The organism is Paenarthrobacter sp. TAF1 (genome assembly GCF_052113825.1).
Lineage (GTDB): Bacteria > Actinomycetota > Actinomycetes > Actinomycetales > Micrococcaceae > Arthrobacter > Arthrobacter nicotinovorans.
Genome location: NZ_JBFRDO010000017.1, coordinates 1 through 24,361 on the forward strand (window position 1 = coordinate 1; position 24,361 = coordinate 24,361).

Annotated in this window: 24 protein-coding genes and 1 tRNA gene; 10 read left to right on the top strand and 15 right to left on the bottom strand. The window is 64.3% G+C overall.

Features of this window, described 5'->3' with window-relative positions:
• Positions 1-47: 47 nt before the first annotated feature.
• From sucD to AB4Y81_RS17670, 5 genes are all read right to left on the bottom strand, one after another.
• Positions 48-950, bottom strand: a complete 903-nt coding sequence (sucD, locus tag AB4Y81_RS17650) for a succinate--CoA ligase subunit alpha (protein WP_018779613.1) — start codon at positions 948-950, stop codon at positions 48-50.
• Between the two features lie 12 nt (positions 951-962).
• Positions 963-2,132, bottom strand: a complete 1,170-nt coding sequence (sucC, locus tag AB4Y81_RS17655; RefSeq protein ID WP_039240049.1) for an ADP-forming succinate--CoA ligase subunit beta — start codon at positions 2,130-2,132, stop codon at positions 963-965.
• 264 nt (positions 2,133-2,396) lie between these two features.
• The gene (locus AB4Y81_RS17660; protein ID WP_441996359.1) at positions 2,397-3,086 is read right to left on the bottom strand and encodes a hypothetical protein; all 690 of its coding nucleotides are present in this window, start codon (positions 3,084-3,086) and stop codon (positions 2,397-2,399) included.
• Between the two features lie 23 nt (positions 3,087-3,109).
• Entirely contained in the window at positions 3,110-5,644 is a 2,535-nt protein-coding gene (gene pcrA, locus AB4Y81_RS17665; protein ID WP_441996360.1) for a DNA helicase PcrA, read from the bottom strand.
• Between the two features lie 76 nt (positions 5,645-5,720).
• Complete coding sequence (locus AB4Y81_RS17670) at positions 5,721-6,374, bottom strand: response regulator (RefSeq protein WP_441996361.1); 654 nt, start codon at positions 6,372-6,374, stop codon at positions 5,721-5,723.
• Between the two features lie 88 nt (positions 6,375-6,462).
• Here AB4Y81_RS17670 and AB4Y81_RS17675 point away from each other — a divergent pair, with 88 nt between their 5' ends.
• Genes AB4Y81_RS17675 through AB4Y81_RS17685 form a run of 3 tightly spaced genes read left to right on the top strand, consistent with a single transcriptional unit; the run spans position 6,463 to position 9,472 of the window.
• A complete protein-coding gene (locus AB4Y81_RS17675) occupies positions 6,463-7,692 on the top strand; it encodes a sensor histidine kinase (RefSeq protein ID WP_441996362.1) in 1,230 nt (409 codons plus the stop codon).
• Positions 7,689-8,837, top strand: a complete 1,149-nt coding sequence (locus tag AB4Y81_RS17680; RefSeq protein ID WP_441996363.1) for a hypothetical protein — start codon at positions 7,689-7,691, stop codon at positions 8,835-8,837. The genes AB4Y81_RS17675 and AB4Y81_RS17680 overlap by 4 nt, the downstream gene beginning before the upstream one ends.
• Positions 8,831-9,472 (top strand): LuxR C-terminal-related transcriptional regulator, encoded by a 642-nt coding sequence (locus AB4Y81_RS17685; protein ID WP_018779606.1) that lies wholly within the window; start codon positions 8,831-8,833, stop codon positions 9,470-9,472. The genes AB4Y81_RS17680 and AB4Y81_RS17685 overlap by 7 nt, the downstream gene beginning before the upstream one ends.
• Here the strand turns inward: AB4Y81_RS17685 and wsfD are convergent.
• The 8 genes from wsfD to AB4Y81_RS17725 all read right to left on the bottom strand — a co-directional run bounded on the left by wsfD (position 9,446) and on the right by AB4Y81_RS17725 (position 17,172).
• Positions 9,446-11,173: a glycan biosynthesis hexose transferase WsfD gene (gene wsfD / locus AB4Y81_RS17690; protein ID WP_441996364.1), complete on the bottom strand. Its 1,728-nt coding sequence runs from the start codon at positions 11,171-11,173 to the stop codon at positions 9,446-9,448. The genes AB4Y81_RS17685 and wsfD overlap by 27 nt on opposite strands.
• Complete coding sequence (locus tag AB4Y81_RS17695; protein WP_155845981.1) at positions 11,166-12,047, bottom strand: septum formation family protein; 882 nt, start codon at positions 12,045-12,047, stop codon at positions 11,166-11,168. The genes wsfD and AB4Y81_RS17695 overlap by 8 nt, the downstream gene beginning before the upstream one ends.
• Positions 12,034-12,627 (bottom strand): exosortase S, encoded by a 594-nt coding sequence (gene xrtS / locus AB4Y81_RS17700; RefSeq protein ID WP_441996365.1) that lies wholly within the window; start codon positions 12,625-12,627, stop codon positions 12,034-12,036. The genes AB4Y81_RS17695 and xrtS overlap by 14 nt, the downstream gene beginning before the upstream one ends.
• Positions 12,628-12,632: 5 nt before the next feature.
• Positions 12,633-13,994, bottom strand: a complete 1,362-nt coding sequence (locus tag AB4Y81_RS17705; protein WP_055973452.1) for a glycosyltransferase — start codon at positions 13,992-13,994, stop codon at positions 12,633-12,635.
• 88 nt (positions 13,995-14,082) lie between these two features.
• Positions 14,083-14,265 carry a hypothetical protein gene (locus AB4Y81_RS17710; RefSeq protein ID WP_018779601.1) on the bottom strand — a complete coding sequence of 61 codons (183 nt, stop codon included), beginning with the start codon at positions 14,263-14,265 and terminating at the stop codon, positions 14,083-14,085.
• 39 nt (positions 14,266-14,304) lie between these two features.
• Positions 14,305-15,594, bottom strand: coding sequence for a PVV-CTERM domain-containing choice-of-anchor G protein (locus AB4Y81_RS17715; RefSeq protein WP_018779600.1), 1,290 nt, complete (start codon positions 15,592-15,594; stop codon positions 14,305-14,307).
• A 171-nt stretch (positions 15,595-15,765) separates the two neighbouring features.
• Positions 15,766-16,191 (bottom strand): hypothetical protein, encoded by a 426-nt coding sequence (locus tag AB4Y81_RS17720; RefSeq protein WP_039240037.1) that lies wholly within the window; start codon positions 16,189-16,191, stop codon positions 15,766-15,768.
• Between the two features lie 126 nt (positions 16,192-16,317).
• Positions 16,318-17,172, bottom strand: coding sequence for an inositol monophosphatase family protein (locus AB4Y81_RS17725; RefSeq protein ID WP_018779598.1), 855 nt, complete (start codon positions 17,170-17,172; stop codon positions 16,318-16,320).
• Between the two features lie 33 nt (positions 17,173-17,205).
• Here AB4Y81_RS17725 and AB4Y81_RS17730 point away from each other — a divergent pair, with 33 nt between their 5' ends.
• The 4 genes from AB4Y81_RS17730 (at position 17,206) to AB4Y81_RS17745 (ending at position 20,633) form a co-directional block, all read left to right on the top strand.
• Positions 17,206-17,826 carry a hypothetical protein gene (locus tag AB4Y81_RS17730; RefSeq protein WP_039240036.1) on the top strand — a complete coding sequence of 207 codons (621 nt, stop codon included), beginning with the start codon at positions 17,206-17,208 and terminating at the stop codon, positions 17,824-17,826.
• A 139-nt stretch (positions 17,827-17,965) separates the two neighbouring features.
• Complete coding sequence (locus tag AB4Y81_RS17735) at positions 17,966-18,763, top strand: hypothetical protein (RefSeq protein WP_441996366.1); 798 nt, start codon at positions 17,966-17,968, stop codon at positions 18,761-18,763.
• Positions 18,760-20,214 carry a PGAP1-like alpha/beta domain-containing protein gene (locus tag AB4Y81_RS17740; RefSeq protein WP_441996367.1) on the top strand — a complete coding sequence of 485 codons (1,455 nt, stop codon included), beginning with the start codon at positions 18,760-18,762 and terminating at the stop codon, positions 20,212-20,214. The genes AB4Y81_RS17735 and AB4Y81_RS17740 overlap by 4 nt, the downstream gene beginning before the upstream one ends.
• Positions 20,211-20,633: a hypothetical protein gene (locus AB4Y81_RS17745; protein WP_039240033.1), complete on the top strand. Its 423-nt coding sequence runs from the start codon at positions 20,211-20,213 to the stop codon at positions 20,631-20,633. Before AB4Y81_RS17740 ends, AB4Y81_RS17745 begins: the two co-directional genes overlap by 4 nt.
• On the opposite strand, the gene AB4Y81_RS17750 is transcribed toward AB4Y81_RS17745, so the two are convergent.
• Positions 20,576-21,406 carry a DUF998 domain-containing protein gene (locus tag AB4Y81_RS17750; protein ID WP_018779593.1) on the bottom strand — a complete coding sequence of 277 codons (831 nt, stop codon included), beginning with the start codon at positions 21,404-21,406 and terminating at the stop codon, positions 20,576-20,578. The genes AB4Y81_RS17745 and AB4Y81_RS17750 overlap by 58 nt on opposite strands.
• A 108-nt stretch (positions 21,407-21,514) precedes the next feature.
• On the opposite strand from AB4Y81_RS17750, the gene AB4Y81_RS17755 reads away from it, so the two are divergent.
• From AB4Y81_RS17755 to AB4Y81_RS17765, 3 genes are all read left to right on the top strand, one after another.
• A tRNA-Arg gene (locus AB4Y81_RS17755) sits at positions 21,515-21,587 on the top strand.
• A gap of 1 nt (position 21,588) precedes the next feature.
• Entirely contained in the window at positions 21,589-22,047 is a 459-nt protein-coding gene (locus tag AB4Y81_RS17760) for a DUF6314 family protein (protein WP_275778306.1), read from the top strand.
• Positions 22,044-22,442, top strand: coding sequence for an NUDIX hydrolase (locus AB4Y81_RS17765; protein ID WP_434328111.1), 399 nt, complete (start codon positions 22,044-22,046; stop codon positions 22,440-22,442). The genes AB4Y81_RS17760 and AB4Y81_RS17765 overlap by 4 nt, the downstream gene beginning before the upstream one ends.
• A 2-nt stretch (positions 22,443-22,444) precedes the next feature.
• Here AB4Y81_RS17765 and AB4Y81_RS17770 read toward each other — a convergent pair whose 3' ends face one another.
• Complete coding sequence (locus tag AB4Y81_RS17770) at positions 22,445-24,358, bottom strand: ABC transporter ATP-binding protein (RefSeq protein ID WP_079581233.1); 1,914 nt, start codon at positions 24,356-24,358, stop codon at positions 22,445-22,447.
• Between the last annotated feature and the right edge of the window lie 3 nt (positions 24,359-24,361).

Below are 24,361 nucleotides of genomic sequence, written 5' to 3' on the forward strand. Positions count from 1 at the left end.
TTCCATGGGAAGGCACCGGGCCGCCGTCGTCAGTCTTACTGCGGAACCTAGAGCGTTGCGTAAACTTCGCGCAGCAGCTTGGCGGTCTCGGACGGCGTCTTGCCGACCTTCACGCCTGCAGCTTCGAGGGCTTCCTTCTTGGCCTGTGCGGTACCAGCGGAACCGGAGACGATGGCGCCGGCGTGGCCCATGGTCTTGCCTTCGGGAGCGGTGAAGCCAGCCACGTAGCCAACAACAGGCTTGGTGACGTTGGCCTTGATGAAGTCGGCTGCGCGCTCTTCAGCGTCGCCACCGATTTCGCCGATCATGACGATTGCCTTGGTCTCGGGGTCAGCTTCGAACGCGGCCAGGGCGTCGATGTGCGTGGTGCCGATGATGGGGTCGCCACCGATGCCGATCGCGGTGGAGAAGCCGAGGTCACGGAGTTCGTACATCATCTGGTAGGTCAAGGTACCGGACTTGGACACGAGGCCGATGGGGCCCTTGCCCGTGATGTTCGCAGGGGTGATGCCAACCAGGGCCTCGCCCGGGGTGATGATGCCGGGGCAGTTCGGTCCGATGATGCGCGTGACCTGCTTGCCGTCGGCGTCCACCTTGGACTGGGCCAGTGCCCAGAACTCTGCGGAGTCCTGAACCGGAACACCTTCGGTGATGACAACCACGAGGCCGATGCCGGCTTCGATGGCTTCAACCACGGCGTCCTTGGTGAATGCCGGCGGAACGAAGACGATGGAGACGTCAGCGCCGGTTTCAGCCATGGCTTCCTTGACGGTGCCGAAGACCGTGATTTCCTTGTCGCCGTGCAGGACCGTGGTGCCGGCCTTGCGGGCATTGACGCCACCAACAATGTTGGTGCCGGCCTTGAGCATCAGGGCGGTGTGCTTGGTGCCCTCGCCGCCGGTGATGCCCTGAACGATGACCTTGGAGTCCTTGTTGAGGTAGATAGACATTGTCGCGTCCCTTTACTTAGCTGCGTTGGCGAGCTCGGCGGCCTTGTCGGCGCCCTCGTCCATGGTGGCGGCCAGGGTTACCAGCGGGTGGTTGGCCTCGGTCAGGATGCGGCGGCCTTCCTCAACGTTGTTGCCGTCGAGGCGAACAACCAGCGGCTTGTTCGCGGAAGAACCGAGCTCGGCCAGTGCACCCACGATGCCCTTGGCAACAGCGTCACACGCAGTGATGCCGCCGAAGACGTTCACGAACACGCTCTTGACCTGGGAGTCGCCCAGGATAACGTCCAGGCCGTTGGCCATGACCTCGGCGGAAGCTCCACCACCGATGTCCAGGAAGTTGGCGGGTTTGACGTTGCCGTGGTTCTCGCCGGCGTAAGCAACGACGTCGAGGGTGGACATCACAAGACCGGCGCCGTTGCCGATGATGCCTACTTCGCCGTCCAGCTTGACGTAGTTGAGGTCCTGGGCCTTGGCCTTGGCCTCGAGCGGGTCAGCTGCGTCCTTGTCTTCCAGCGTTGCGTGGTGCACGTGGCGGAAGTCGGCGTTCTCGTCCAGGGAGACCTTGCCGTCGAGGGCAACGATGTCGCCTGCTCCGGTGCGGACCAGCGGGTTGACCTCAACCAGGGTTGCGTCTTCCTTCTTGAAGACATCCCAGAGCTTCAGAATGACGTCGGCGACCTTGCCGCGCAGTTCTTCAGCGAAGCCTGCAGCTGCGACGATCTCGTCAGCCTTGGCCTGGTCGATGCCCACAGCCGGGTCGATGGCGATCTTGGCCAAGGCCTCGGGACGCTCGACAGCAAGCTGCTCGATTTCCATGCCGCCTTCAACCGAGCACATGGCCAGGTAGTTGCGGTTGGCACGGTCCAGGAGGACCGAGAAGTAGAATTCCTCGGCGATGTCAGCACCCTGGGCGATCATCACCTTGTTGACGGTGTGGCCCTTGATGTCCATGCCCAGGATATTGGTGGCGTGCTCAAGTGCCTCGTCGGCAGACTTGGCAACCTTGACGCCGCCGGCCTTGCCGCGGCCACCAACCTTAACCTGTGCCTTGACGACTGTTACGCCGCCGATCTTCTCGGCAGCTGCCTTCGCTTCTTCAGGAGTGTGCGCCACGATGCCGGCGAGCACGGGTACACCGTGCGCTTCGAACATATCGCGCGCCTGATATTCAAACAGGTCCACGGTTTAGTGTCCTTCTACGTCGAAGTAGTTTTCTGTTCAGCCGGGAACCGCGATGACCGCGATAGCCAGCTGCGGAGAGTACGCGGTAACAACCAGGATTGAAGCCGGTCACATTGCGTAAGGTCCTCTCGGAACTTTAGCCCTTTGAGGAGTCCCGCCAGCTACACAGTACCCGTTAAGTGAGTAACCTTACACTTCTATCGTATGTAGAAAAACCGCATAATCACGCGGATTTTGGGTTCTTCCGGATCCGTGCAAAGCCCATCAGAAGCCTTCCTTCAGGCTCCCGCGGACCGTCTTGCCGCCGTCGGAAACCAACTGGTAACCCTCACGGCTAACGAAGAACGCCACGCCCCCGGAGACGTTTCCGCAGGCTACTCCCCCGTTGTAGGCAGAACACCGCAGGCCGTTGCGTTCGATGTTCTGGCCGTCGGCCAGCTCGCGAAGCTTGGAGATGGGACCGTTGCGGCTGCCCTTGGGTCCGAACTCCGACTCCATTTGTGTTACGCCGGAACGACACGAGCCGTAGACGGCCTTGTCCGGAGTGAGGAGCGCTGTTCCGCCAAGGTAGCCCAGCCCGGTGCCTGCGCAATCGTCCGCCATGTCGTCAAGCTCAGCCTTGGCGTACGCGGCAAGTTCGCAGTGCACCACCGGCACTACCGCGAATTTGTTGTTGGCTGCGTCCGAGTAGCTGTTGACCTCGTACGGGAGGTTGAGGTGGCCGCCCCTTGAGGAGGTCATGGCGCACACGATGTTCCGGTCCCCGGTGACGAAAGCTGTCACGTCCTCGCCCGCAGCCAGAGTGGTCTGCTCAGAGACAGGTACCTGCTGCAGTTGCTCCAGCGGCGGCAAAGGGGCAGGCGGAACGTAGTCCGGGTCCTTGGTGGCGAAGGAGCAACCCGACACCAACACCAGGAGCAAAGCGGCCAGAATCCCCCACACTGTGCGTCGCATGGCACCAATTATGCCGTGCGGCCTCATGCATCAAGCTTGGTCAGCGGCGCATAACGCAACAACAGTCGCTTCTCGCCGACGTCGAACTTCACCTTCGCGACCGTCTTATCGCCCGCACCTTCGACGCCGAGCACCACGCCGTTGCCGAAACTCGTGTGGTTGACTTTGTCCCCCACCACTACGGAAATGACTTCCTTCTGTGGCTGCACCCTGTTGCGTGCGACGGCGGCAGGAACGTCGGCGTCGAACCCGGCGGTTGGGCTCGCGGCCACACCGCGGGAGGTACCCGCACCCCAGAACGAACCACCGTAACGGTTGGAACCGATGGGAGCACTCCCCCATCCGCCCGCCTGCCGGCTCATGCCTTCGCGCTTCCACTCCACGAGTTCGGACGGAATCTCTTCGAGGAACTGGCTGGCCGGGTTGTACTGGCTTTGGCCCCACATGCTGCGGACCTCCGAGCGCGTGACGTAGAGCCGCTGGCGTGCCCGGGTGAGCCCCACGTAGGCCAGCCGGCGCTCTTCTGCCAGTTCCTTGGGGTCCGTGGCCGAGCGTTGGTGCGGGAAAATCCCGTGCTCCATGCCGGTCAGGAAGACCACAGGGAACTCAAGGCCCTTTGCTGTGTGCAGAGTCATCAGCGTGACAACTCCCATGCGCTTGGCTTCTGCCACCGCAGCATCGATGTCCGCGCCGGGAGCGTCCGGAATCTGGTCGGCATCAGCCACCAGGGACACCTGTTCCAGGAACTCGCCCAGTGAACCCTCCGGGTTGTCCCTTTCGTACTCACGGACGACGGCTACAAGTTCGGCAAGGTTCTCTACCCGCGATTCGTCCTGCGGGTCGGAACTGGCGCGCAGTCCGGCGAGGTAGCCGGTCTGTTCCAGGACTGCCTCGAGGGCTGCAGCCGCGCCGGATCCGGAGGCGACTTCCGCGAGGTCGTCCAGGAGCTTCACGAAGCCGAGGACAGCGTTGACCGAACGCGTGGCCATGCCCGGCGCCTGGTCCGCCCGACGCGCCGCAGCCATGAAGGATGTCCGCTCGCGCTCGGCAAGGGCGGCGACGGCCCCCTCGGCACGGTCGCCGATCCCTCGTTTGGGTTCGTTGAGTACGCGGCGGAGGTTGACGTCGTCGTCCGGGTTCACCAGGACGCGCAGGTACGCCAGGGCGTCCTTGATTTCCTTGCGCTCGTAGAAGCGGGTGCCGCCAACAACCTTGTACGGCAGGCCCACGCGGACCAGGACGTCTTCAATGGAGCGCGACTGTGCGTTGGTCCGGTAGAAGATGGCAACGTCTCCGGGACGCAGGCCTTCCTCGTCCTGCAGGCGGTCGATTTCCTTGGCAATGAACTGGGCTTCGTCGTGCTCGTTCTCGCCCACGTAACCGATGATCTTCTCGCCATCGCCTTCGGCCGTCCACAACCGCTTTTCCTGGCGGTTGGGGTTGCGGGAGATGACGGAGTTTGCTGCGCTGAGGATGTTCTGCGTGGAACGGTAGTTCTGCTCCAGCTTGATGGTGCGCGCGTTCGGATAGTCGGCTTCGAACTCCACGATGTTGCGGATGTCCGCACCGCGGAAGGCGTAGATGGACTGGTCCGAATCACCCACCACGGTCAGTTCGCTGGGTTGGACCTCCGTGTCAGTGCCCAGGCCCACGATCTCCCTGACCAGCGCGTACTGTGCATGGTTGGTGTCCTGGTACTCGTCCACCAGGACGTGCCGGAAGCGCCGCCGGTAGGACTCCGCGAGCGCACGGAAAGCCCGGAACATGTAGACGGTCTCTGCGATGAGGTCGTCGAAATCCATGGCGTTGGCCTGGCGCAGGCGTTGCGTGTAGCCCTTGAAGACATCAGCCACGGCGGTTTCGAAGGGGTCGTTGTGATTCGCCGCGGAGGAGTAGGAGTCGGCGTCGATGAGCTCGTTCTTGAGGGCCGAGATCTTGTGCTGGATGGCCTTGGGCGCGAACTTCTTGGGATCGAGGTCCAGGTTCTTGGCCACCAGGGTGATGAGGCGCAGCGAGTCGGCGGAGTCGTAGATGGAGAAGTTCGAGTTCAGGCCCACGTTGGCGGCCTCGCGCCGCAGGATACGGACACAGGATGAGTGGAAGGTGGAGATCCACATGCCCTTGGCCCGCGCCCCCACCAACGCTTCAATGCGCTCCCGCATCTCGGCTGCTGCCTTGTTGGTGAAGGTAATGGCAAGGATTTCGCCGTGATGTGCCCGTTTGGTGGCGATGAGGTAGGCGATGCGGTTACTGAGCACACGCGTTTTGCCCGAACCTGCGCCTGCAACGATGAGCAGCGGACTTCCGGCGTGCTTGACTGCCTCTTCCTGCTGCGCGTTCAGCCCTTGGAGCAGGGCATCGGCAGAGGGGAGCCCGGACGTGCCCGGGTTGCCCCATCCCCCTGAGGCAGGAGCGTCCGACTGGCCGCCGCCGCCCTCCTGAAGACGGGGACCCGGCGCACCACCACCTGGGCGTGATAGCTCCGGGGCAGCCTTGACTGCGGCTTTGGTGCCTGCTTTGAAGGGTCCGTCTGCGTAGGGGTCAAACAACATATCCATGGTGCCTACCAGTCTAGGCGGTGCCCCCGACACTATAGGGCGGTACGTCCACGGCCCCGGGGCCAACCACCGGAATCTACTGCCGCGGGTCCTCCAGCAGCCATCCGCTGGCAGTGAGCCGCTCCCGGAGTCCCAGCCTCGTCAGGGGCTCGGGACCGTCCTGGAACTTCCGGCGCACTGACGCCAGGTGTTTCTTCACACCATCCACGGAGATACCCAGCAGCTGGGCTGTCTCCGCCATGGTCCCGGCCTCTCCTCCGAGGTAGACGGAGACCACTTGGTGCTCCCTGGCGGACAATTGCGGTTCCCCCCGGCCGGCATCCATGGCTGCGGCCACTTCAGGGGTGATGTGTTGCAGTCCTTGCGCTGCGCGCCGGAGCGCGGTTTCCACCACACTCGCGGAGGCTGTCTTGGGGATGTACGCCATGGCGCCGGCCGCCATGGCCTGGCGCATTACGGCAGGGTCAAGGACAGAACTGCACACCACAACCTGCGGACCGGAGGAAAGGATGGCCTGGATCTTGGCGCGCAGCGGGACCTGGTCACCCAGGAGAACGTCCAGGATAACGACGTCGGACAGGGCACCCAGGCTTGCTGCGGCTTCGGCCCAGGAGGCGAACCGGCCAACCACACGGATGCCCGTGGTGTTGTCCTGGAGCCACTGGGAAAGCCCTTCGAGCAGGACGGCGTGGTCCTCCACGATGTCCACTTCGATCGTGGGTTGGGACACCGGGTATCGCACTTAAATCGGTCCTCCCCGCATATGATGCTGGCTAAGTGGTCATCATATTCCGATGACGGGTTTTGGGGAGACATTCATGGGGGCATGGATAACGCGGCTGGCAACCTGCCGGCCCGCGTTGGAGCGCTCGGACCTGCTGGCCAGATCCGGGACAGTAATGAGCTTCGTTTTCGTGGCGGCCTCCTGGCTATACCTGTTTCCGATCATGGGCGGACCCCTGTGGCACCGGGCCTTGGCGTGGGTGCTCGTGATGATGCTGGTGATGTGCTTCGCTACGATGCTGCGGACCGATTTCTGGCCCCTTCGGCTGATGATCGTCGTGGGCCTGATCGCACTGTCCGAACTCCTGGCAGGAGTCAGCTACCGCCAGGATTCGGACTCGCTGCTCCTGGCGCACAGCCTGCTGATCGGTGCCAGCTCCACGGTGGCCTTGTCCTTGCGAGCTTCTTGGCAGTCGGCGGTCTATACGGCGCTGCTGGCCGTCCTGGTATTTGGGCATACCATCGCGACATCAATCCTGCATCGCCTCGGTCCCATCACCTTCTCGATTCTTGTGGGATTCTGGCTCATCATGCTCGCCATCCGTCACTCAGCGCCCAGGGCCCTGGATATTTTCCTGCGCGACCAAGCCGTGAAGGCGGAATCCCTTGCTGCCCAGGCGGTCGTCCGGGACCGGACCAGTGCAGCCGCCCATGACGCCCGATTGCTTCACGACACCGTGCTGCGGGGGCTGACCCTCTTGGCCCGGGGCGGCGCCGGGTTGGCTCCGGAGGACTTCCGCAGCATGTTCGCCGCTGGGGAGTACGACGGCGTCGGGTCAGGTCACCGGAGCCCCGGCACCCCGGCGGAAGCCACCACGCTGGACGGCCGGCGCCCGGCCCTTGGCAGCGGAGGCGGGCTGGCCGTCGTCGAGTCTTCCACTGCCGCTGACGTGGCGTCGTTGCTGAAAGAGCGGGCCCGCGAACACAGCCGGAACGGCTTCACCGTGGACGTTTTCGGTGAGGGCGGAACCCTGCCGCCGGATACCTTGCGGGCGGTTGCTGATGCTGCCGGGGAATGCATGGTCAACGCGGCCCGGCATGCCGGGAGCGATCACGTGGATGTGCTCATTTCGCGCACAGGTCCTGTGGTGTCGGTCCTCGTCAGCGATGCGGGCCGCGGATTCGACCCCGGGTCCCTCCCGGCGGAGAGCTTCGGGGTGAGGCATTCGATCATTGAGCGAATGGCACAGGTCGGCGGGAACGCCAGGCTGTTGTCGACACCAGGGCGTGGTACCACTGTTGTCCTTGAGGTCGAGGCGGCATGAACCGATTCCTTCCGGATGTACACGGGGCCACTGCCGGTCCCCTTTTCCTGTCCCGGGGCATCCTGGTGAGCATCAGTCTGACGCTCTGGATATTTTCGGCCATGACGCAGGTGGTGTCCTTCGACGGGAGCAGTCTTGATCGCTCAAGGTTTGCTGCCGTGGCCCTCGACCTCATTGGCTGCTGCGCGGCTTTCCTGGCGTCTGCGCCGGCAACGCCCCGCAGGCATCTTCCCTATGTGCGCCTGGCCTGGCTGGCCACGTCCATTATTTCGGGCGTGATGACGGCCCAAGTGGTGACGCTGGGCTCGGGCTATCTGGCCCTCGCCTTCAACGTCATGCTGGGGTCGGCTTTGGTCTTCCTTGTCTGCATGCGGTGGGACCTGATGGGTTTCATGCTCCTGTCGGCCGCCAACTCGGTCCTGAGCAGCTTCTACTACGCCACCACTCCAAGATTCGGGTCCGGCGAGGGCCTGTTGATTTTCTTCATCACGCTGATCCCGGGGCTTTTGGGCGCTTTGTTCGTCGTGGGCATCCGGAGCCGCATGGAGGAACAGCTCGCCCGGCATTCCGCCCAGGCCATGACTGCCCTGACCCGGCAGGCTGATACCCGCAGTTCGGCCCACACCGAGGAGCTGTCAGCCACACACCATCAGATCCAGGAGCTGTTTGCGAGGGCAGCCCGGAGCGAAAGCCACCCGCTGACGCCGGGCCTGGCGGAGGAAGCCCAGTGGCTCGCCTCGAGGTTGCGTGCCCAGTTGATGGTGGCACAGGGCGGCGACTGGTTGTCGGAGTCCTTGGTGCTGGCCGGCCTGGACTCCACGGCCACTGTGACGGCCCAGCCGGACCTCCTTCAACGTATCCCGCAGGCACAGCGCCCGGCACTCCTCGCTGTCACCATGCTGCTGCTGAAGCCGGTGCCGGACGGGCCGCGCCAAGGCAGCAGTTTGCCCGGAAGGGTACATGTCTATGTGGAGCCGCATGTGAACGATCATTTGCTGATTACCTGGCGTGTGACCGGACTCAATCCGAACCGCTGCACCCCCGCGTTGTGGAGCGAGGTGGAAGCCCTGGGTTCGCCACGCGTTCACACGGACCCCGGAGGAGCCAGCATCATTGTCCCCATCAAGGCACCCAAGCCATGGTGACGCGCCTGATGGTGGTGGACCAGCACCAATTGATGATCGACACCTTGGATGCGTGGTTGCGCCGCAACGCCCCGGACCTGGTGGTCGCGGCGGGCTTCACTACCGTTCCCACGCAACTCCAGCAGGAGGCCTTGGCCGGCCTTTCGGTGACGGTGGCTGTCCTGGGTACCCTCGATCGCCGGGAAAAACTGGTCCCGGCAGTTCAACAGCTGGTGCAGGCCGGATTGCGGGTGGTAGTCCTTGCCACCGCCCTGGACCGCTGGGATGCAGGCGCGGTCCGCTCTGCCGGTGCCTTGGGTTATGTGCCCAAGGCAGCTGGCCCCCGGCACACCGAACTCGCCCTCCGCGCCGCCGCATCCGGACAGGAATATCTGCATCCTGACGTCCTGGCCGGTCATGACAACAGCACACCGCTGCGCATCACACTTTCACCCCGGGAACAGCGTCTTGCCGAGCTGTACCTCGGCAGTGACGCCATGTCCGTTCGTGGCGTTGCGGATGCCATGGGAATCAGCGAGCAAACAGTCAAGGCGCACCTTCACCGGATCCGGCAGCGCTACGCCACGGCCGGCATCAAGCTCGGCAATGTCATCAGCCTCCGCAAGCAGTTAAGCAACGATGGCTGGATCAGCTGACCCTTGCTGTGCCTTGGCCCGCCGGCCCCTGCGCTTTCGCGCCGGCACCTTCCCCGGCTCCGAAGCCAGGATGCTGATCAGGGCCACCAGCAATGGCCCGCACAAAGCCGCCATGAAGCCCGCAATGATCATCTGCTTGTAAATTTCGGCCTGGCCGCCATTGAGCATGACGGCCCAGAACTGGAACCAGCATCCCAGCACCATGATGACCGCCAGCCTTCCCACGGCACTCCGCTTCCGGAAAGCCACGGCCAGGCCCAGCAGCAACGTCACCAACTGCATCCCGACGAAGGCCACCGGAGCAGCTTTTACGGCGCTGAACAAGCCCAACACCACGGGAAAACGCCGTTCCTTTTCATAAGGGCCATGATCGGAACCCTCAAGGTACGAGCCAACATAGCCCAGTTCCGGAGTCAGCATGGCAGTCACTCCGCGTTCGCCCATGGTGATGAGCCGTTCCGGATGCGTGGCGTAAAAACCGGCGATCGTGCCCAGGCTGATCTTCTCCTGGAACTGGGGGTACAGCGGGTTGTAAACAGCCGAACGTGTGGAGGCCACCGTAGTGTCCATGGAGTTGATGAAACTTGGGTCCAGCCCCAACCATTCGAGGTCTGCCTCAGGGGTCGGGCTGTACGGAAGAAGCTCCACAAAGACGGCGTTGTAAAGGTTCACTTCCGAGAAGCGCTTGGGTTGGACGTTGATGAATGCCACCGAAAACGCAACGATGAGCAGCACCGCCGTCGCGGGCAGCAATAGCGCGCGCCACTGTCGACCCCTGCCGAGCGCACCGTCGGCCGGTTTGCCGTCGGACGGAGGCACGACGACGGCCGCCTCACCGTCCGCTGTGCCCCGCCGCCACGGCACCCAGAGCAGCGCCAGGGCAATAACGGGCAGCCACGAGACAGTTTGTGTTTTTGCCGCAACGGTAAAGACCGTCGCGAAGACGACCAGCAGCAAAGCCAGCCACCGCGGACCGCTGCCGTTCCAGTAGTGGAGCAGCGCAACGGACACGGCAAGAACGCCAAGGAAGGCCGCGGGTTCGCTGTAGGGCGAGACGAAGAAATCAGCGAAGACGCCGTCTGCCATCACCCCGGTGACCAGCGCGGCGATGAGGATACGGAACCAGGTCCGGCCAGGCAGCACGTTGATCAGGGCCGCGATCAGCAATCCGAAGACCACACAGCAGACGATTCCAACGGCACGGGTGTCCAGCCCCGGTCCCCAGCCCAGGAGGGGTGTCAGCAGTTTCCCCAACCACAGGAACAGCAGCTGGGAAGAGTAGTACGGCTCCCCTGTGCCGTTGGCGCCGCAGCCTTCACCGTAGAACTGGTGCGGGACCCAGGAAGGGTGGATGTATTTCGTGAACCCCGCGTAATCCCAGGGCCGTTGGTTCATGACCCCCAGGGAGCACAGCAGACCATGCCCCTCGCCCTGGTCCCCCATCCCCACAGGTTCCGAAATGAACAGCCGGACCATCATGAGGGCGGCCGCAACCAGCCCCGCGATCAGGGCCGCGCCGTGGACTGGTCCCAGCGTCAAGGTACCGGGACCGAAGGTCCTCGCAAAGTATCGTCCCAGGCCGCCGAGCGGACGGGCCTTGGTGCCCTTGCGTCCGCGCACAGGGGCAGGGGTGAACGTTCTCTGCGCTTTCCCGCCACGTTCACGGAGCTGCGTGGCGCTCCCGGATCCTTGATCAGCCATTGTTTACTGCTCCCCCGGTGACAGGCACGCGCACGGGAGCCAGGGTTCCGGTCACCAATTCCGGAGCTTCACCCGGTACTGGCTGCCGGGCGGAGGCGACGGCGCAGCGGACGGTCCGGGCAGTGCCCACCGTCCGGATGATGGGATGGACTGTGACGCCTGCCGGCAGTTTTTCCGTGCCGAGGAATTCGAGCGCATAGGGAAGGCAACGCGCTTCACGGGCCACGGGTGTTGCCAGTGACGCGTCCTGGGCGATCCATGCGCTGATGTCCTCCGCGGTATGGGGCTCCGAACACGGGACATCGGTTCCGTCGTCGGAAAGAACGCCGTCCTTGTATTCCTGCCGGTAGCAGAGCCGTACCGCTGCCGAGTGTGGTCCCGCCAAAGCATCCTTGAGGTCAAGGCCGGTTTCCTGCGGGGTGCCGTCTTGGTCCGTGACCGCTACGTCGCAACGAACCGCCCGGCTGCCGGCAGCCCAGGCGTCCCTGTCAGGGAAGTAACTGGTAACCGCCAGTCCGAAGGTCCCGTCCCTGTCGGACGCGGAGAGATAAGTACGCAGGTCCTCGCTGGTGCACAGTCGTTTGCCGGCAGCCTTGAGCTGCTGCTGGTTGGGACGTGATTCCTGGCGGGCCAGGGGTTCGGGCATCGTCGTGACCAGGAAAGTCTGGGTGGTGTGGCGTTCGGTGCACGAAACAGGCGGGCTGGCTTCGCTGCTGGCATCAAATTCTTCCGGGGACACCACGGCATGGCAGAGTCCTGTTTCCGGACTCGCCGTGTCCACCCCGGGTTTTCCTTCATCACAGGCGGTCAAGGCTGCCGTTATCATCACCGCGGCCATGACGGCCGACGCCCGGAACAGACTACGAGGACGCACGCCGGCCCTTGCTGCGGGTCGCTGCACGGTCTTTGCGGACGACGGCGGCCCGGACCAGCACGATGATGGCCGCGACGAAGCCGAAAATCACCACGAAGGAACCCAGGAAGTGGTGCATGACATCGAATCCCTGCTGCCCCCAGCTCTGTTGCGCCGCTGCGATCATGAAATAGCGGGTTGCGTTGCTGATGCAGACTATGAGGAGTGCGATGAGGGCCGCGGGCATAAGCCGGGAGACGGGGATGCGTCCCATCAGGAAAAGAATCCCGGCGAGGCCTGCGATCGGCGTGAGGAGGACGGCGCTGGAGCACAGCCCGGTGACTTGGAGGGCGAAGGGCTGGCCCCCGCCCACATTGTGGAAAATGATGTCGCCCACGCTGTAGGAAGCCCCGCCGAGGACGCCGTCGAAAATGGCGGACATGAGCCAGGCTTCGGCTGCCCTGATGTGCTCCTGCTGCAGCATGGCCGCAGCCGCGGCAGCGATGAAGACCAGCCCGATGAGACCCCCGCCACGGGCCTTCCGTACGGGGATCGCAMGGGGTCCGGTGGGGACGCTGATGTTGCCGGCTTCGGCGCTCATGGCCACTAGGCTTCCTTCGCTAGGAGTTTGACGTCTGTCTCCTGGTTGCGGCGGGTCTTGGCCCACCCCTGCCGTCCTGTGATGAGGCGGTAGGTTGCCCTGAGCACCGTGACGTAATTCTGGTACATGTAGAGCCAGTAGCCGAAGCCCCAGAGGACACCGAGCATGAAGTTCTTCTCCGGTGTGACCTGCTTCCGGTACACCAGGCCCCACAGCGCGAACGGCAGCACGCCTGTTGCGAAGATCAGGGGAATGATGAACCATGCCGCACTGATCCAGGCGCCAAAGCTGCCCATGGTCAATGAGCCCTGCGCCACCATGGTGATAAACAGCGTTGGCCACAGGACCAAGCCGAGAATCTGGATGAAAGGCTGGACCAGGAAGTAGCTGGATTCGATCGCGCCGACGTTGCTGAAGTAGGGCGATTCGAAGATCCGCTTGAGGTAGACGCTGCACTGCATGCCGCCGTGGCACCACCGCGTGCGTTGCGTGAGGAGCCTGCGGAGGTCAGGGAGTGCTTCCTGGGCTACGTGGGTGTCATGCATGTAGACGGTCTTGTAACCACCCAGCATGATGTGGATCGCGAGTTCGTAATCTTCAAGGAGCGCCCCGTGCCATGGCTGGCCGGACGTCCTGGCGATGACATCCAGGGCGGACAACCGCGTGAACTGGCCGTTGCCGCCCAGGCCGACCGTCAGGGTGTGCCGCCGAAGGGACTGCATGGCCGCGATGGTGGTGCGGAACTCCATGTCCTGCATCAGGACCAGGTACCGTCCGAAGGACTTCCTGAGACGCTGCATCCCGGTGCCGCCTTCGAGGGCCGGGTCCTGCAGGTTGGACATCCAGACGGCGGTTTGGGCGGCGCCGACTTCCGGGTCACCGAACGCCAGGGGACCAGCCGCCTGACGGAACGCATTGTCAGCCAGGTGGCCATCGGCGTCGACCACCAGGACAATCACCGACGACCGGTCGACGTCGGCGGGCAGCCAACCGTCCAAAGTGCGGTAGGCCGCGTTAAGCGCATCTCCCTTGCCGGTGCGGGCCAGTGGCCGGCGGCGGCGAACGAGGTGGATCATGGCGTCGCGATCAGAGGCCGCGTCCACGATGTCGGCGGTGGCGTCGTCGCTGTCGTCATCGACAACCCATACGTGGGCCTGCGGGAATTGCCTGCGGAGCAATCCCAGGGTTTCGCCGATCACCACTTCTTCATCGCGGCACGGAATGAACACATGCCACGAGAAAGAGTCGGGATCGCCCTCGGGATCGGGTTTGCGCCGGAGGAAGGGCACCAGAATCACCAGGATGTACGACAGAAAAACCACCAGGAGCACAAAAGCCAGCGCCTGTGCGGATTCGAGTACCGACATTTACTTCCGATGCTTGGGCGAGGCCGGAAAGGCCCGGGAAAAATGGGGATGGCGGGACGGCCCGGAAAGAGCCGCCCCGCCGATGGTATTACGAGTTGGGATGTGCTCCCCGCTTTGCGGCTTTGAGCCTGCTGTTTCGCAGGACTACAAAACCGGTAATCAGCAGGGCTACCCCCACGAGGATGACCCAACCGAGGGTTGGGGCTCCCGTGACAGCGAGCGTGGTACCGCCGGCGGCGGTACCGCCTGCGGTCCAGTTATTGCCGTACATTGACTGTTCTCCTTTCGCCGTGCGTGATCGCCGGGGCGATCAGACAGCGGCTACCGCGGTGCGGCGGCGTGAGCGGACGAACAACCAGGTGAGCAGAGCCAGGAGGGCCACGCCACCGCTGATGGCCATGGTGTCGGCGTTGACCAGCGGGATCGCCGCTGCGTCAAGGTTGGGTCCGACGGTTGCGTTGGCCAGGTTGACGGTGGCGATGGAGCCGCCGGCAACGGCGATCTGCAGGGCGCGCTGGGTAAAGGCGCCCGACGGAGCGGTTTCCTGGACGTTGACCTTGGCCGAAACGAGGGCGGTCAGCGCGGTGCTCAGAGGAGCCACAACGCTGGTAGCAACTGCTCCGGTCACGCCGTTCAGGGTGGTGGTCAGGACAGACAGGGCAGGTCCTGCGACGAGCTGGGCGATCGGTCCAAGACCGTTCACGGCGGCCGTGGCGGTTGCCAGGGTGCTGCTGACGATGGAGGTCAGCTTGTTGGCAACAGCCTGCGGCAGGAACGAGATCAGGTCGGTTCCGGCCGGCAGGGAGTTCAGGTCCGGCACGCCGGCAACGGCCAGCAGGTCTGCCTCGGTGATGGAGATGGTTCCACCGGCCACCGGGTTGGCCACTGTGACGCCCAAGGGGGTCAGGACGGCGTTGGCCGTGTTGATGGCGGTGCTGATGGTGCCTGCGACGCCGCCAATGACAGTGCCGCCGACTTCAGCCGAAACGCCGGCCAGTGAGTAGGCACCCTGGGGGGCTGCACCCTGGTCCTTCTTGGCTGCCGCCGCGAGGGTGGCCACCTGAAGGTTGACGTTGACCAGGTCCGTGCCACCGAGGATGGCTGCAGTGCCGAGGCTGACGCGGGCTGCCGGGATGGCAGGATCGCCGGACGTGGGAAGGCCGCCGGGCAGGGTCACCAGACCGGGAGCGCCGCTCACGGTACCGGAGAATGCTTCCGAGGAACCATCGTTGACTGCCTTGCCGTACTGGCTGACAGCACCAACCTGGATGATGCCGTTGTTCTGGAGCAGCGGGATGTTGCCCGCGCCCACGTTGACGACGCCGAAGACTGCGCTGAGATCCAGCGGGTCGGTGGCCTCAATGACTGCCGGGCCGCTCGGCGGGGTGCCGATCTGCTGGGCAGTTGCTGCTCCGTTGGATGCCAGGTTGGCAAAGTTCGGAAGTGTCAGGACAGAACCATCGATGATCTGTCCGCTGCCCACCGAGATGACGTCGGTGGGCGCTGCGTTTGCGGCTGGTGCGGCCACGAGGCCGATTGCCAAGGCCGATACGGCGGTGACGCCGACGGCTGTGGGCCACAGCTTGCTCTTGCTGTTCAAGTATTTCCCCCTTGCGAACGCTGCAGGACAGGGCTGTTCTGCAGCTGAGACCGTGGGGGCAAACGCCCCCCGGTGCAAAATAACAAGGGGAATGGGGCCAGGTCCGCGGGGGTACCCGAAGGGGTTAACCGGCGTCCTGGTTCTATAGCTGTTCTATTTACTGAGTTGGTGTCAGTCCGGCAGTTCCAGCTGGAACCCGCACTGGCACCGCAGCAACTTCGTGCCGACGTCGACTGCCGAAGCGTCGCCGCCGGGTTCGTCCGTCGACAAGGGCGCGTAGATGCTCTTGACGTTGGAGCCTGCCAGGGACATTGCTTCGCCGCAATGGAAGTACTCTCCTGCGAAGCGGAGCAATCCCTCCAGCGAGCGCACCTTGTTCAGGACCGCTGCCACATCACGGAACCGTGCCCTGTGCAGGTAGTTGCCTTGGCATTTGCGGCAGACGTACCCGACCTGGACCTGCAGTTCGCCCGGATGCGGCGGCAGGGACTCGATGGATTCGATGGCAACATTTTCGTTCGTTCCGCAGTGCGGGCAGCCAAGGGGCCGCATGTCTTGCGTCAGCCGTGGAAGGCTGGGACCACCAATGCCTTGCATGGCGTCTCCTGGGGCTCGGCAGCTGACCGGTCAGCACCTGGGCAGCGGGACGAACCATTCGTCCCAGTACAAGGAAACCATTACTAAGGCTACTTAGCAATACCCTGCGGGGTACGATGGCGCCAGCTAGGCGAACTGCGGAACCGAGGTTAGCGCGGCACCCAACTCGCGGACCGCCGTCGGGCTTCCGGCAACGAACCAGTTCATCCCGTTGACCTTCACGACGGCGGTGTCCCCGCCGGCCGCGCGAACGATCGCCTTGCCGGGCAGCCAGTCCCATTCGGGGCAACTGTGCTGGAACCAGCAACCGAGTTCGCCATCGGCCACCCGGCCTAGGTCACAGGAACCTGAGCCAAACATCCGCAAGGAGGCGGCGGTGATGGCGGCCGCGTGCCATGGCATGGCCGTGCGCGGATCCGCGAGCCAGGTCGGATGGATGTACGTGGCTGCGCAAATCCCGGCCACCGAAACATCGCCGGAACCGGAAATGGGTTCTCCGTTGAGCGTCGCCGCCTGGTCCTCGCCGCCCAGCCAGAGCTTGTCCAGTTCGGGCTGGTAGATCGCCCCCAGCAACACCGACGGGTCCACCAACGGGCTGCCGGACTGGCCACTGTGGGCGGTGTCATCACGCTTCAAGGCAATGGCCGAGCACCAGTAGGTAGAGCCGTGCAGGAAGTTATAGGTGCCATCAACGGGGTCGATCACCCAGGTCCGTCCGCTGGTCCCGGCCACCGAGGCACCCTCTTCACCAAGGATGCCGTCCTCCGGCCGGCAACGGCGCAGTTGCTCCAGGACGTAGGCCTCGGCTGCGTGGTCGGCTGCGGTGACGACGTCCGAGACGGACGTCTTGCGTTCGCCCTGCAACCCGCCCATCCGCATGAGCAACGCCAGTTGCCCTGCTTCCCGGACCAGGGCGCTGGCCAACTGGTAGTCATCAAGTGAAGGATCGAGTTCAGTTGCGGTGTGCCTGCCGGTGGTCATGGATCCAGCTTAGGTGGCGGGATAATGAATGACATGGCCAAGACACCAGCTCAGCGGATCAAAAAGCACGGAGCGAAGGCAGTGGTTCCCGACCACACACTGCCTCCCGTGATCAACAGCACCACCGCGCGGACGCCGCAGAAGGCACAAAACAACTCCAGGTTGATCGTGATTGCCGGCGTGGTGGCCAGCCTGTTCCTCTTCTGGTACCTGCACCTGTTGACCCTGAACCAGATGACCCAGCTTTCCGGCGGGCTGGCAATGCCGGACTCCCTGATCGGCGGTTTCTCCCCGGACTACATCGCCCAACTGCGCGCAGCCATGGATGACGCGGCACGCGGCCAGCTCAACTACGTCCACAAGACGGCCGGCACACTGTTCCCGTTGATCTTCGGCTTCAGCTGGCTGCTGCTCATCGGCACCAACGTGGCACGCAAGTCGTGGCGCTGGGCCATGTGGGCCGCTCCCCTGCTTTTTGCCGTGGCCCACTTGTGGTCGAACGTGGCCATTGATTCGGTGCTGGCCGCACAGACGCCCGACGCCGGTTCGGTCGCCGTGGCATCGGCCGTCACCGTTGCCTCCTGGGTACTTTTCCTGGTGAGCCTCGTGTGTGGCGTCGTTGCCGTCTTCCTGGGAAAGAAGCGCGCGTCCTGAAACGGGGGGCCACCTCCCCGCCCCCGCCCCCGCAGCAACCACTGAGGATAGCTCTCCCCATTCCGCGTCCCGGCCCGCCCGGATAGTGTTGCGCTTGCCGCCAAGTGCTGGCGCGCAGTAAGTGGATCTTGGGGGATCAATGGGGGAAATTCACGTCGATGCGAGGCTCAACATCGTTGAGCTCAGCGGAATCGCCTGGGCAGAAACTGTCCGCAGGGCGGCCGAAGCAACGGGCAGCGAGGCCGACGCTGCCGCCTATCCGGAGTACTTTCCACATCCGGACGGGCACCACCAGGACGCCGGGGACGAACTTCGCCGTGCCGGCATCCTCGATGCGCAGGGCACCTTGTCACCGCAATGGATACTGGCGGTTACCCTCGCTGTATCGGCACCCCTGACGGCCACCACGGTGGTGCAGTTCCAAGACCAGTCCATCCACAGCAGGGCCGGCCTGGAAGGAGGGCGGGGCGTCGCCGTCTCCTATCGACGCCGTATAAGCCACCAGCCAAACGGTGTGGTGGTGACGGAAGTCCGCAACGCCGTCGAGGTTTCCTTCTTCCAGGAGGAAAATGCGTGGGCTGCCCTCAGCCGCCATTTTCCCCGGCTCCATCAGCTGGAGCCCTTGCCGGAAGCGACGCCGCAGGCGGTAGCGGCCAACACCACCTGCACCATCCACCTTGAGGTGTCAGGCCACCTTGATGTTTCAGGCACTCCGGCGCCAGGTTCCCGCCCGTATACCAGCCGGCGCGTTTGGACCGTCGCGGACCAGCTGTACTCCGTTGACCAGCTGAACTCCGTGGAAACCGGGCCAGGACAGAACACCACACCCACCCTGACCGCCGTTCCATCCACGGACCCCGGGCTCGAATTCGCTTGGTCCCTCCTGGGAGCAAAGGAATACCTTGGCAGCGCCGCCGGTCGGAGCGTGCGCTCATGAGCCTTTACGGAATGGATCTGGAGGGCGGGCGACGCCTCAGCAAAGAGTTTGCCCGCAGCAGCCAACGCCTGCTGGACCTGAGCGGCAACCTCACTCCCTTGATCACCGGTGTGGACTGGCACGGCGATGACGGGAAGCGCTTCACGCAGGAGTGGATGGCCTACCGCAGCCAGCTCATCGCGGCAGGGCATGCGCTCGCCGCCGCCTCCAGTGCCGTGCAACGCAACGTCGACGAACAAATGGCCGCCAGTACCACCGCGGCCGGCTCCGGGGATCCGTCCGTCCTTGACCGGCTCCTGGACGCCGCCGCCGGGGAGGCTGAGGACCTGTGGGATGCCAGCGGAAAAGTCACCAGCCTGTTGGCAGGCACTGCGTCCACCATATGGAACCTTGCCCAGGACCTGGCTCCCCTCCCTGTGGGGAACCTCATGGATGCCGAGGAAAACCGTGCCTCGCGGCTGGGCGACTTCGTGAACATGGGCTGGGGGTGGCTGACCTCGGGCGAGCCACCGTCGATCACCCAGCTGGTGTCCAACGGGGTGCTGTTCGTAGCGGCGACACTGAACACAGCCGCGACGGTGACGAGTTTCGGCTTCCACAATCCGCATTTGATGGATGACGGCAGGCCTGTGGCCAGCGAGCCCATCCCCCTGACCGTAGGCAAACCCGGAACCGCCGACGTGAACGGCAGGCCGGTCACGCCCGTGCCGTCAACCATCAGCTCCGTCCTGGCCGCCACCGACGCAGCCTACGCCGACGCAGGAATCGCGGGCACGGAAGATACCGGGATCCGGATCACCACAGTCGACAAGCCGGGCAGTCCCCCTGCCTACATCATCAGCATTCCCGGAACCACCCGGTGGATGCCGGACGGCGCGGCCAACCCCACCGATCTCACCGGGAACCTTGAACTTGCCGGTGGGAACCTGTCCACTGCCGCCCAAGCGGTCCGCATCGCCATGGAGAAAGCCGGCATTCCCCAGGACGCACCGGTGATGCTGTCAGGTCATTCGCAGGGCGGCATGATCGCCACGGCCTTGGCATCCGACAGCAGCTTCACCGACAGGTTCAACGTCACCAACGTTGTCACGTACGGATCGCCGGTGGATTCGGCCCCCATCCCGGCATCCATCGACGTCCTGGCCCTTCAGCACGCCGGTGACCCCGTCCCGCAGGTGGACCTGGCGGATGCCACTTTGCTTCCCGGCGGCAGCATCACCACGAGCCGGGACAACAACGCCCTGGTGGTGACGCTGCCCAATCCGGACATCGATCCGGGATTCGCCGGAATCAGCTACCACGACTCCTACCGTTACGTTGACTCGGTAGCGCAGCAGGAAGCCGGGGGTCCCATCGCCCAGTACAGTCAAAAGGAATCCACCCAGCAGTTCCTCACAAGCGATGCCGGCCAGGTGTCCTCAACCGTGTCCAACATCTCCCGAAAGCAGTGACCTTGAAGAAACTTCCCAAGCCGGTGCCGGCCCTGATCATCATGATGCTGATTCTGGGCATCACGGCTTGCGGTGTGGGTGGCCCGTCCAAGGCCGAGCGGCTCGGCAAGGACATGCAGGACGCTGCTGCGTCCGTGCCGGGAGTAAAGGACGCCCAGGTCCACGTGAACATGAATACGTCCGGCAACTTCATCACCGCCAAGCTCACAGGAACCGGCTCCGAGCACGCCGCGCTTGCACAGGCCCTGGAAGAGGCCCTTCCGGCCATGCTGGAGAAGACCACGGACTTGGACTCGGGATCCTTCTCGGTCAGTATCTTTTCACCCGACGACTCGGTTTCGGTGGGTGCTGGCGACCTCGGCTACGCGGGAGGGACTTCACTCGTGGACTTCCGCGAGTACTTCCTCAATCGGCCCTGAGCGCTTTTTCGTTCCGTTCGTACCCGCTGGGCAATAACAAGGCCTGCAGTGGCCAGGCCGATAGTGACCGGATACCCCATGAAGCGTTCCAGAGTTCCGGGCCGGGGTACATCCATCGCGGTGATGCCGCCAATGACCAGCGCCCCAAGGCAGAGAATCCCGCAGATTCCGAGGAACCAACTGACGGGGGTTTGCCTGAACCACAATACGGCCAGCAGGAGCAAGGCGAACCCTCCCCCAATGAAGAACATGAGGGCCCCTGCAAAATGCCACGGCGAGCCCAGGTCTTCGGGTACCAGTCCCACAATCACCGTGCCCACCCCCGCAACGCCCGTCAGGATCCGGATGGCGACCGCCATGATCCAGGGCACGGCCAGCACGCGGATGGGCGTTTCACCCTCCTGCGTCGCCCGGAAACGCCTGGCCCGGACTTCGGGCCTCGCCGCGACGCACAGGAGCCCGGCCGTCAGGAGGATTGCCCCGAGGACCAACGCCAGCCCCTGGACCACGAAAGAGGCATTCATCAGCCAATGCAAGGGCGAACAGACTGGCCGGTCCTCATACAGTCCGCAGGAAACAGCGCCCAGGTCGCTGATGAAGCCCGTGGCCCTGCTGTAGGGCTCCGGACCGGCCCAAGCCTCGATCACAGCAGCCTCGGCCACGAAGTACTGGACGACGCTCAGTTGCGCCCATCCCCCAATATTTGCCCTGATGCTGCGGACATCCGGAAGGAACCATCCCGCCGGTGCCGACGCCGTTGCACGCCCGTTCATGGTGGCCAGCCTAGCTGTGTTCGGGCATCGCCCCGGCAGCTTGTATGCTTGTAGTCGTGTCCGGGCCCTTGAGCTCCAGCAGTGGGATTCCGAGCCATGGACACACAGGCCCTCGTAGCTCAGTGGATAGAGCACGGCTCTCCTAAAGCCGGTGTCGTTGGTTCGATTCCAATCGAGGGCACTTGAAGCACCAGCAGCGCATCCAGGACTTGCGGGCCTACCTGGCCGGCAGCTGGAGGGTGGAGCGAAACCTCCTGGACCGCGCCTCCGGCACCCGCGGAACCTTCACCGGCGTCGTGCACTACAGCCCGAACCCCGACGGCGGCCTGGACTACCGCGAAGACGGCACCATGCACTGGCCCACCCACACCGGCCCCGCCTTCCGTGAATACGTCCTGACACCCGGCGCCGCACCGGACTCCATGGATGTGTCCTTCCCCGACGGCAGGCCTTTCCACGTCATGGGATTCTCCGAAGAGGGCCGCGAGGACAAGCACTGGTGCGATCCCGACGACTATCAGGTCAACTACACCTACAACGGCCCGGATTCGTTCAGTTTCACCTGGGACGTCACAGGGCCCGCCAAGGACTTGCTGCTGGAATCGCATCTGGTCCGCATCGACGCCGGGAGGCATGAATGACAACAACGGACCTGATCGTGGTCAGCGCCGTGTGCGTCTACAACAAGGAAGGGCAGTTGTTGACCGTCCGCAAGCGCGGCACGGACAAATTCATGCACCCCGGCGGCAAACCCGAACCGGGTGAAACGGCCGCCCAGGCCGCTGCCCGGGAACTGTCCGAGGAAGTCGGCATCGAGGTATCACCGGAGCAGCTGGAACCCCTGGGTGTCTGGCTCGCCGTAGCCGCCAACGAAGCCGCCACGAACATCGAAGCCACCGTCTTCACGGCGCCCGGAACCTGGGACGCGCACCCCTCCGCCGAGATCGCGGAAATCCGCTGGCTGGACCTCTCAGCACCCCTGCCCGCGGACCTGGCGCCGCTGCTCACGGACCACGTCCTTCCGGCCCTCAAGTAGCGCTAGAGCTCCGGGACAGCTTCCTGCGCCACTGCCGTGGCCTCCGCGAACTGGGTCTGGTACAGCTCGGCGTAGCGCCCGTCCGCCGCCAGCAGCTCGGTATGCGTGCCACGCTCCACGATCCTGCCGTCCTCAACCACCAGGATCGCGTCAGCGGCGCGGATGGTGGACAAGCGGTGCGCAATCACGACGGCGGTACGTCCCTCGAGCGCCTCACCCAGGGCCGCCTGCACGGCGGCTTCGTTGGTGGAGTCCAGCGCCGCCGTCGCCTCATCCAGAATCACCACGCGCGGCTGCTTGATGAGCAAACGTGCGATGGTAAGGCGTTGGCGCTCGCCGCCGGAGAGCCGGTAGCCACGCTCCCCCACCACCGTCTCCAGGCCATCGGGCAGGGAACGGATCATCGGTTCCAGGCGGGCGCGCCTGAGCACATCCCACATGTCGTCCTCGGTAGCATCCGGCCGTGCCAGGCGCAGGTTGGAGGCGATGGTTTCGTGGAACAGGTGGCCGTCCTGGGTCACCATGCCCAGCGTGTCGCGCAGGGAATCGAAACTGATGTCCCGCACATCGGCACCCGTCCGGGGCCCGTTCCCGCCCAGGCGCACTGCTCCGGAGTCGACGTCGTACAAGCGGGACAGCAGCTGGGCGATGGTGGACTTGCCGGCACCCGAGGAACCCACCAGGGCCACTGTCTGGCCCGGTTCCACCCGGAAGCTCACCCCGTGCAGCACTTCCTCTCCGCCGCGGGTGTCCAGCGTGGATACCTCCTCCAGGGAGGCCAGGGAAACTTTGTCTGCTGAGGGGTAGGAGAAGCGGACGTCATCAAATTCCACCGCGACAGGGCCCGGAGCGACCTCAATGGCATGCGGCTTTTCGGTGATGAGCGGCTTCAGGTCCAGGATTTCGAAGACCCGTTCAAAGCTGACCAGTGCGCTCATGATTTCCACCCGCGCGTTGGACAGCGCGGTCAGCGGCGCGTAAAGCCTGGTGAGCAGGAGCGCCAGGACCACCACATCGCCCGGTGCCAGCTGGCCGCTGAGGGCCAACCAACCGCCCAGGCCGTACACGAGGGCCAGTGCCAACGCCGAGACCAGGGTCAGGGCGGTGACGAAGGTGAACTGCAGCATGGCGGTGCGGATGCCGATATCCCGCACCCGTCCAGCCCGGTCGGCAAATTCACGCGATTCCTCGTCCGGGCGGCCGAACAGTTTCACCAGCGTGGCACCGGGCGCCGAGAAACGCTCCGTCATCTGCGTGCCCATGGCGGCGTTGTGGGCTGCAGCCTCACGGCGAAGATCTGCCAGTTTGGAGCCCATGCGCCGCGCGGGGATGAGGAAGATCGGCAGCAGCACCATGGCGAGCACCGTCACCAGCCAGGAAGTATTGAGCATCACGGCGAGGGTCAACGCCAGGGCCACTACGTTGCTGACCACACCGGACAACGTGCCGGCGAAGGCGGACTGTGCCCCGATGACGTCATTGTTCAACCGGCTCACCAAAGCGCCGGTCCGTGTCCGGGTGAAGAACGCGATGGGCATGCGCTGCACGTGGTCGAACACCCGCGTGCGCAGGTCCACGATGACGCCTTCACCAATGATCGACGACAACCAGCGCGTCAGCAGGCCCACTCCGGCCTCACCCACCGCAACGATCGCAATGAGGACGGCCAGCCAGATGACCGTTCCTACGCCTGCGTTCGCGATGATCGCATCCACCACCTGTCCGGCAAGCACCGGGGTGGCCACTGCCAGGAAGGCGCCCGCGATGGAAGCTATGACGAACGCAATCAGCTTCCCCTTGTGAGGGGCAGCGAAGGCGAGGACCCGTTTGAGGGTTTCCTTGGAGAACGGCTTGGAGCCGCTCTTGGCAGTGGTGATGTTGTACAGCGAGCTCCAGGCCACGCGGTCCATGCTCATGGG

Coding starts and splice junctions, on each gene's coding strand:
- sucD (WP_018779613.1), bottom strand. CDS start 950: ATGTCTATCTACCTCAACAAGGACTCCAAGGTCATCGTTCAGGGCATC.
- AB4Y81_RS17660 (WP_441996359.1), bottom strand. CDS start 3,086: ATGCGACGCACAGTGTGGGGGATTCTGGCCGCTTTGCTCCTGGTGTTG.
- pcrA (WP_441996360.1), bottom strand. CDS start 5,644: ATGGATATGTTGTTTGACCCCTACGCAGACGGACCCTTCAAAGCAGGC.
- AB4Y81_RS17675 (WP_441996362.1), top strand. CDS start 6,463: ATGGGGGCATGGATAACGCGGCTGGCAACCTGCCGGCCCGCGTTGGAG.
- AB4Y81_RS17680 (WP_441996363.1), top strand. CDS start 7,689: ATGAACCGATTCCTTCCGGATGTACACGGGGCCACTGCCGGTCCCCTT.
- AB4Y81_RS17685 (WP_018779606.1), top strand. CDS start 8,831: ATGGTGACGCGCCTGATGGTGGTGGACCAGCACCAATTGATGATCGAC.
- wsfD (WP_441996364.1), bottom strand. CDS start 11,173: ATGGCTGATCAAGGATCCGGGAGCGCCACGCAGCTCCGTGAACGTGGC.
- AB4Y81_RS17705 (WP_055973452.1), bottom strand. CDS start 13,994: ATGTCGGTACTCGAATCCGCACAGGCGCTGGCTTTTGTGCTCCTGGTG.
- AB4Y81_RS17710 (WP_018779601.1), bottom strand. CDS start 14,265: ATGTACGGCAATAACTGGACCGCAGGCGGTACCGCCGCCGGCGGTACC.
- AB4Y81_RS17720 (WP_039240037.1), bottom strand. CDS start 16,191: ATGCAAGGCATTGGTGGTCCCAGCCTTCCACGGCTGACGCAAGACATG.
- AB4Y81_RS17725 (WP_018779598.1), bottom strand. CDS start 17,172: ATGACCACCGGCAGGCACACCGCAACTGAACTCGATCCTTCACTTGAT.
- AB4Y81_RS17730 (WP_039240036.1), top strand. CDS start 17,206: ATGGCCAAGACACCAGCTCAGCGGATCAAAAAGCACGGAGCGAAGGCA.
- AB4Y81_RS17735 (WP_441996366.1), top strand. CDS start 17,966: ATGGGGGAAATTCACGTCGATGCGAGGCTCAACATCGTTGAGCTCAGC.
- AB4Y81_RS17740 (WP_441996367.1), top strand. CDS start 18,760: ATGAGCCTTTACGGAATGGATCTGGAGGGCGGGCGACGCCTCAGCAAA.
- AB4Y81_RS17750 (WP_018779593.1), bottom strand. CDS start 21,406: ATGAACGGGCGTGCAACGGCGTCGGCACCGGCGGGATGGTTCCTTCCG.
- AB4Y81_RS17765 (WP_434328111.1), top strand. CDS start 22,044: ATGACAACAACGGACCTGATCGTGGTCAGCGCCGTGTGCGTCTACAAC.
- AB4Y81_RS17770 (WP_079581233.1), bottom strand. CDS start 24,358: ATGAGCATGGACCGCGTGGCCTGGAGCTCGCTGTACAACATCACCACT.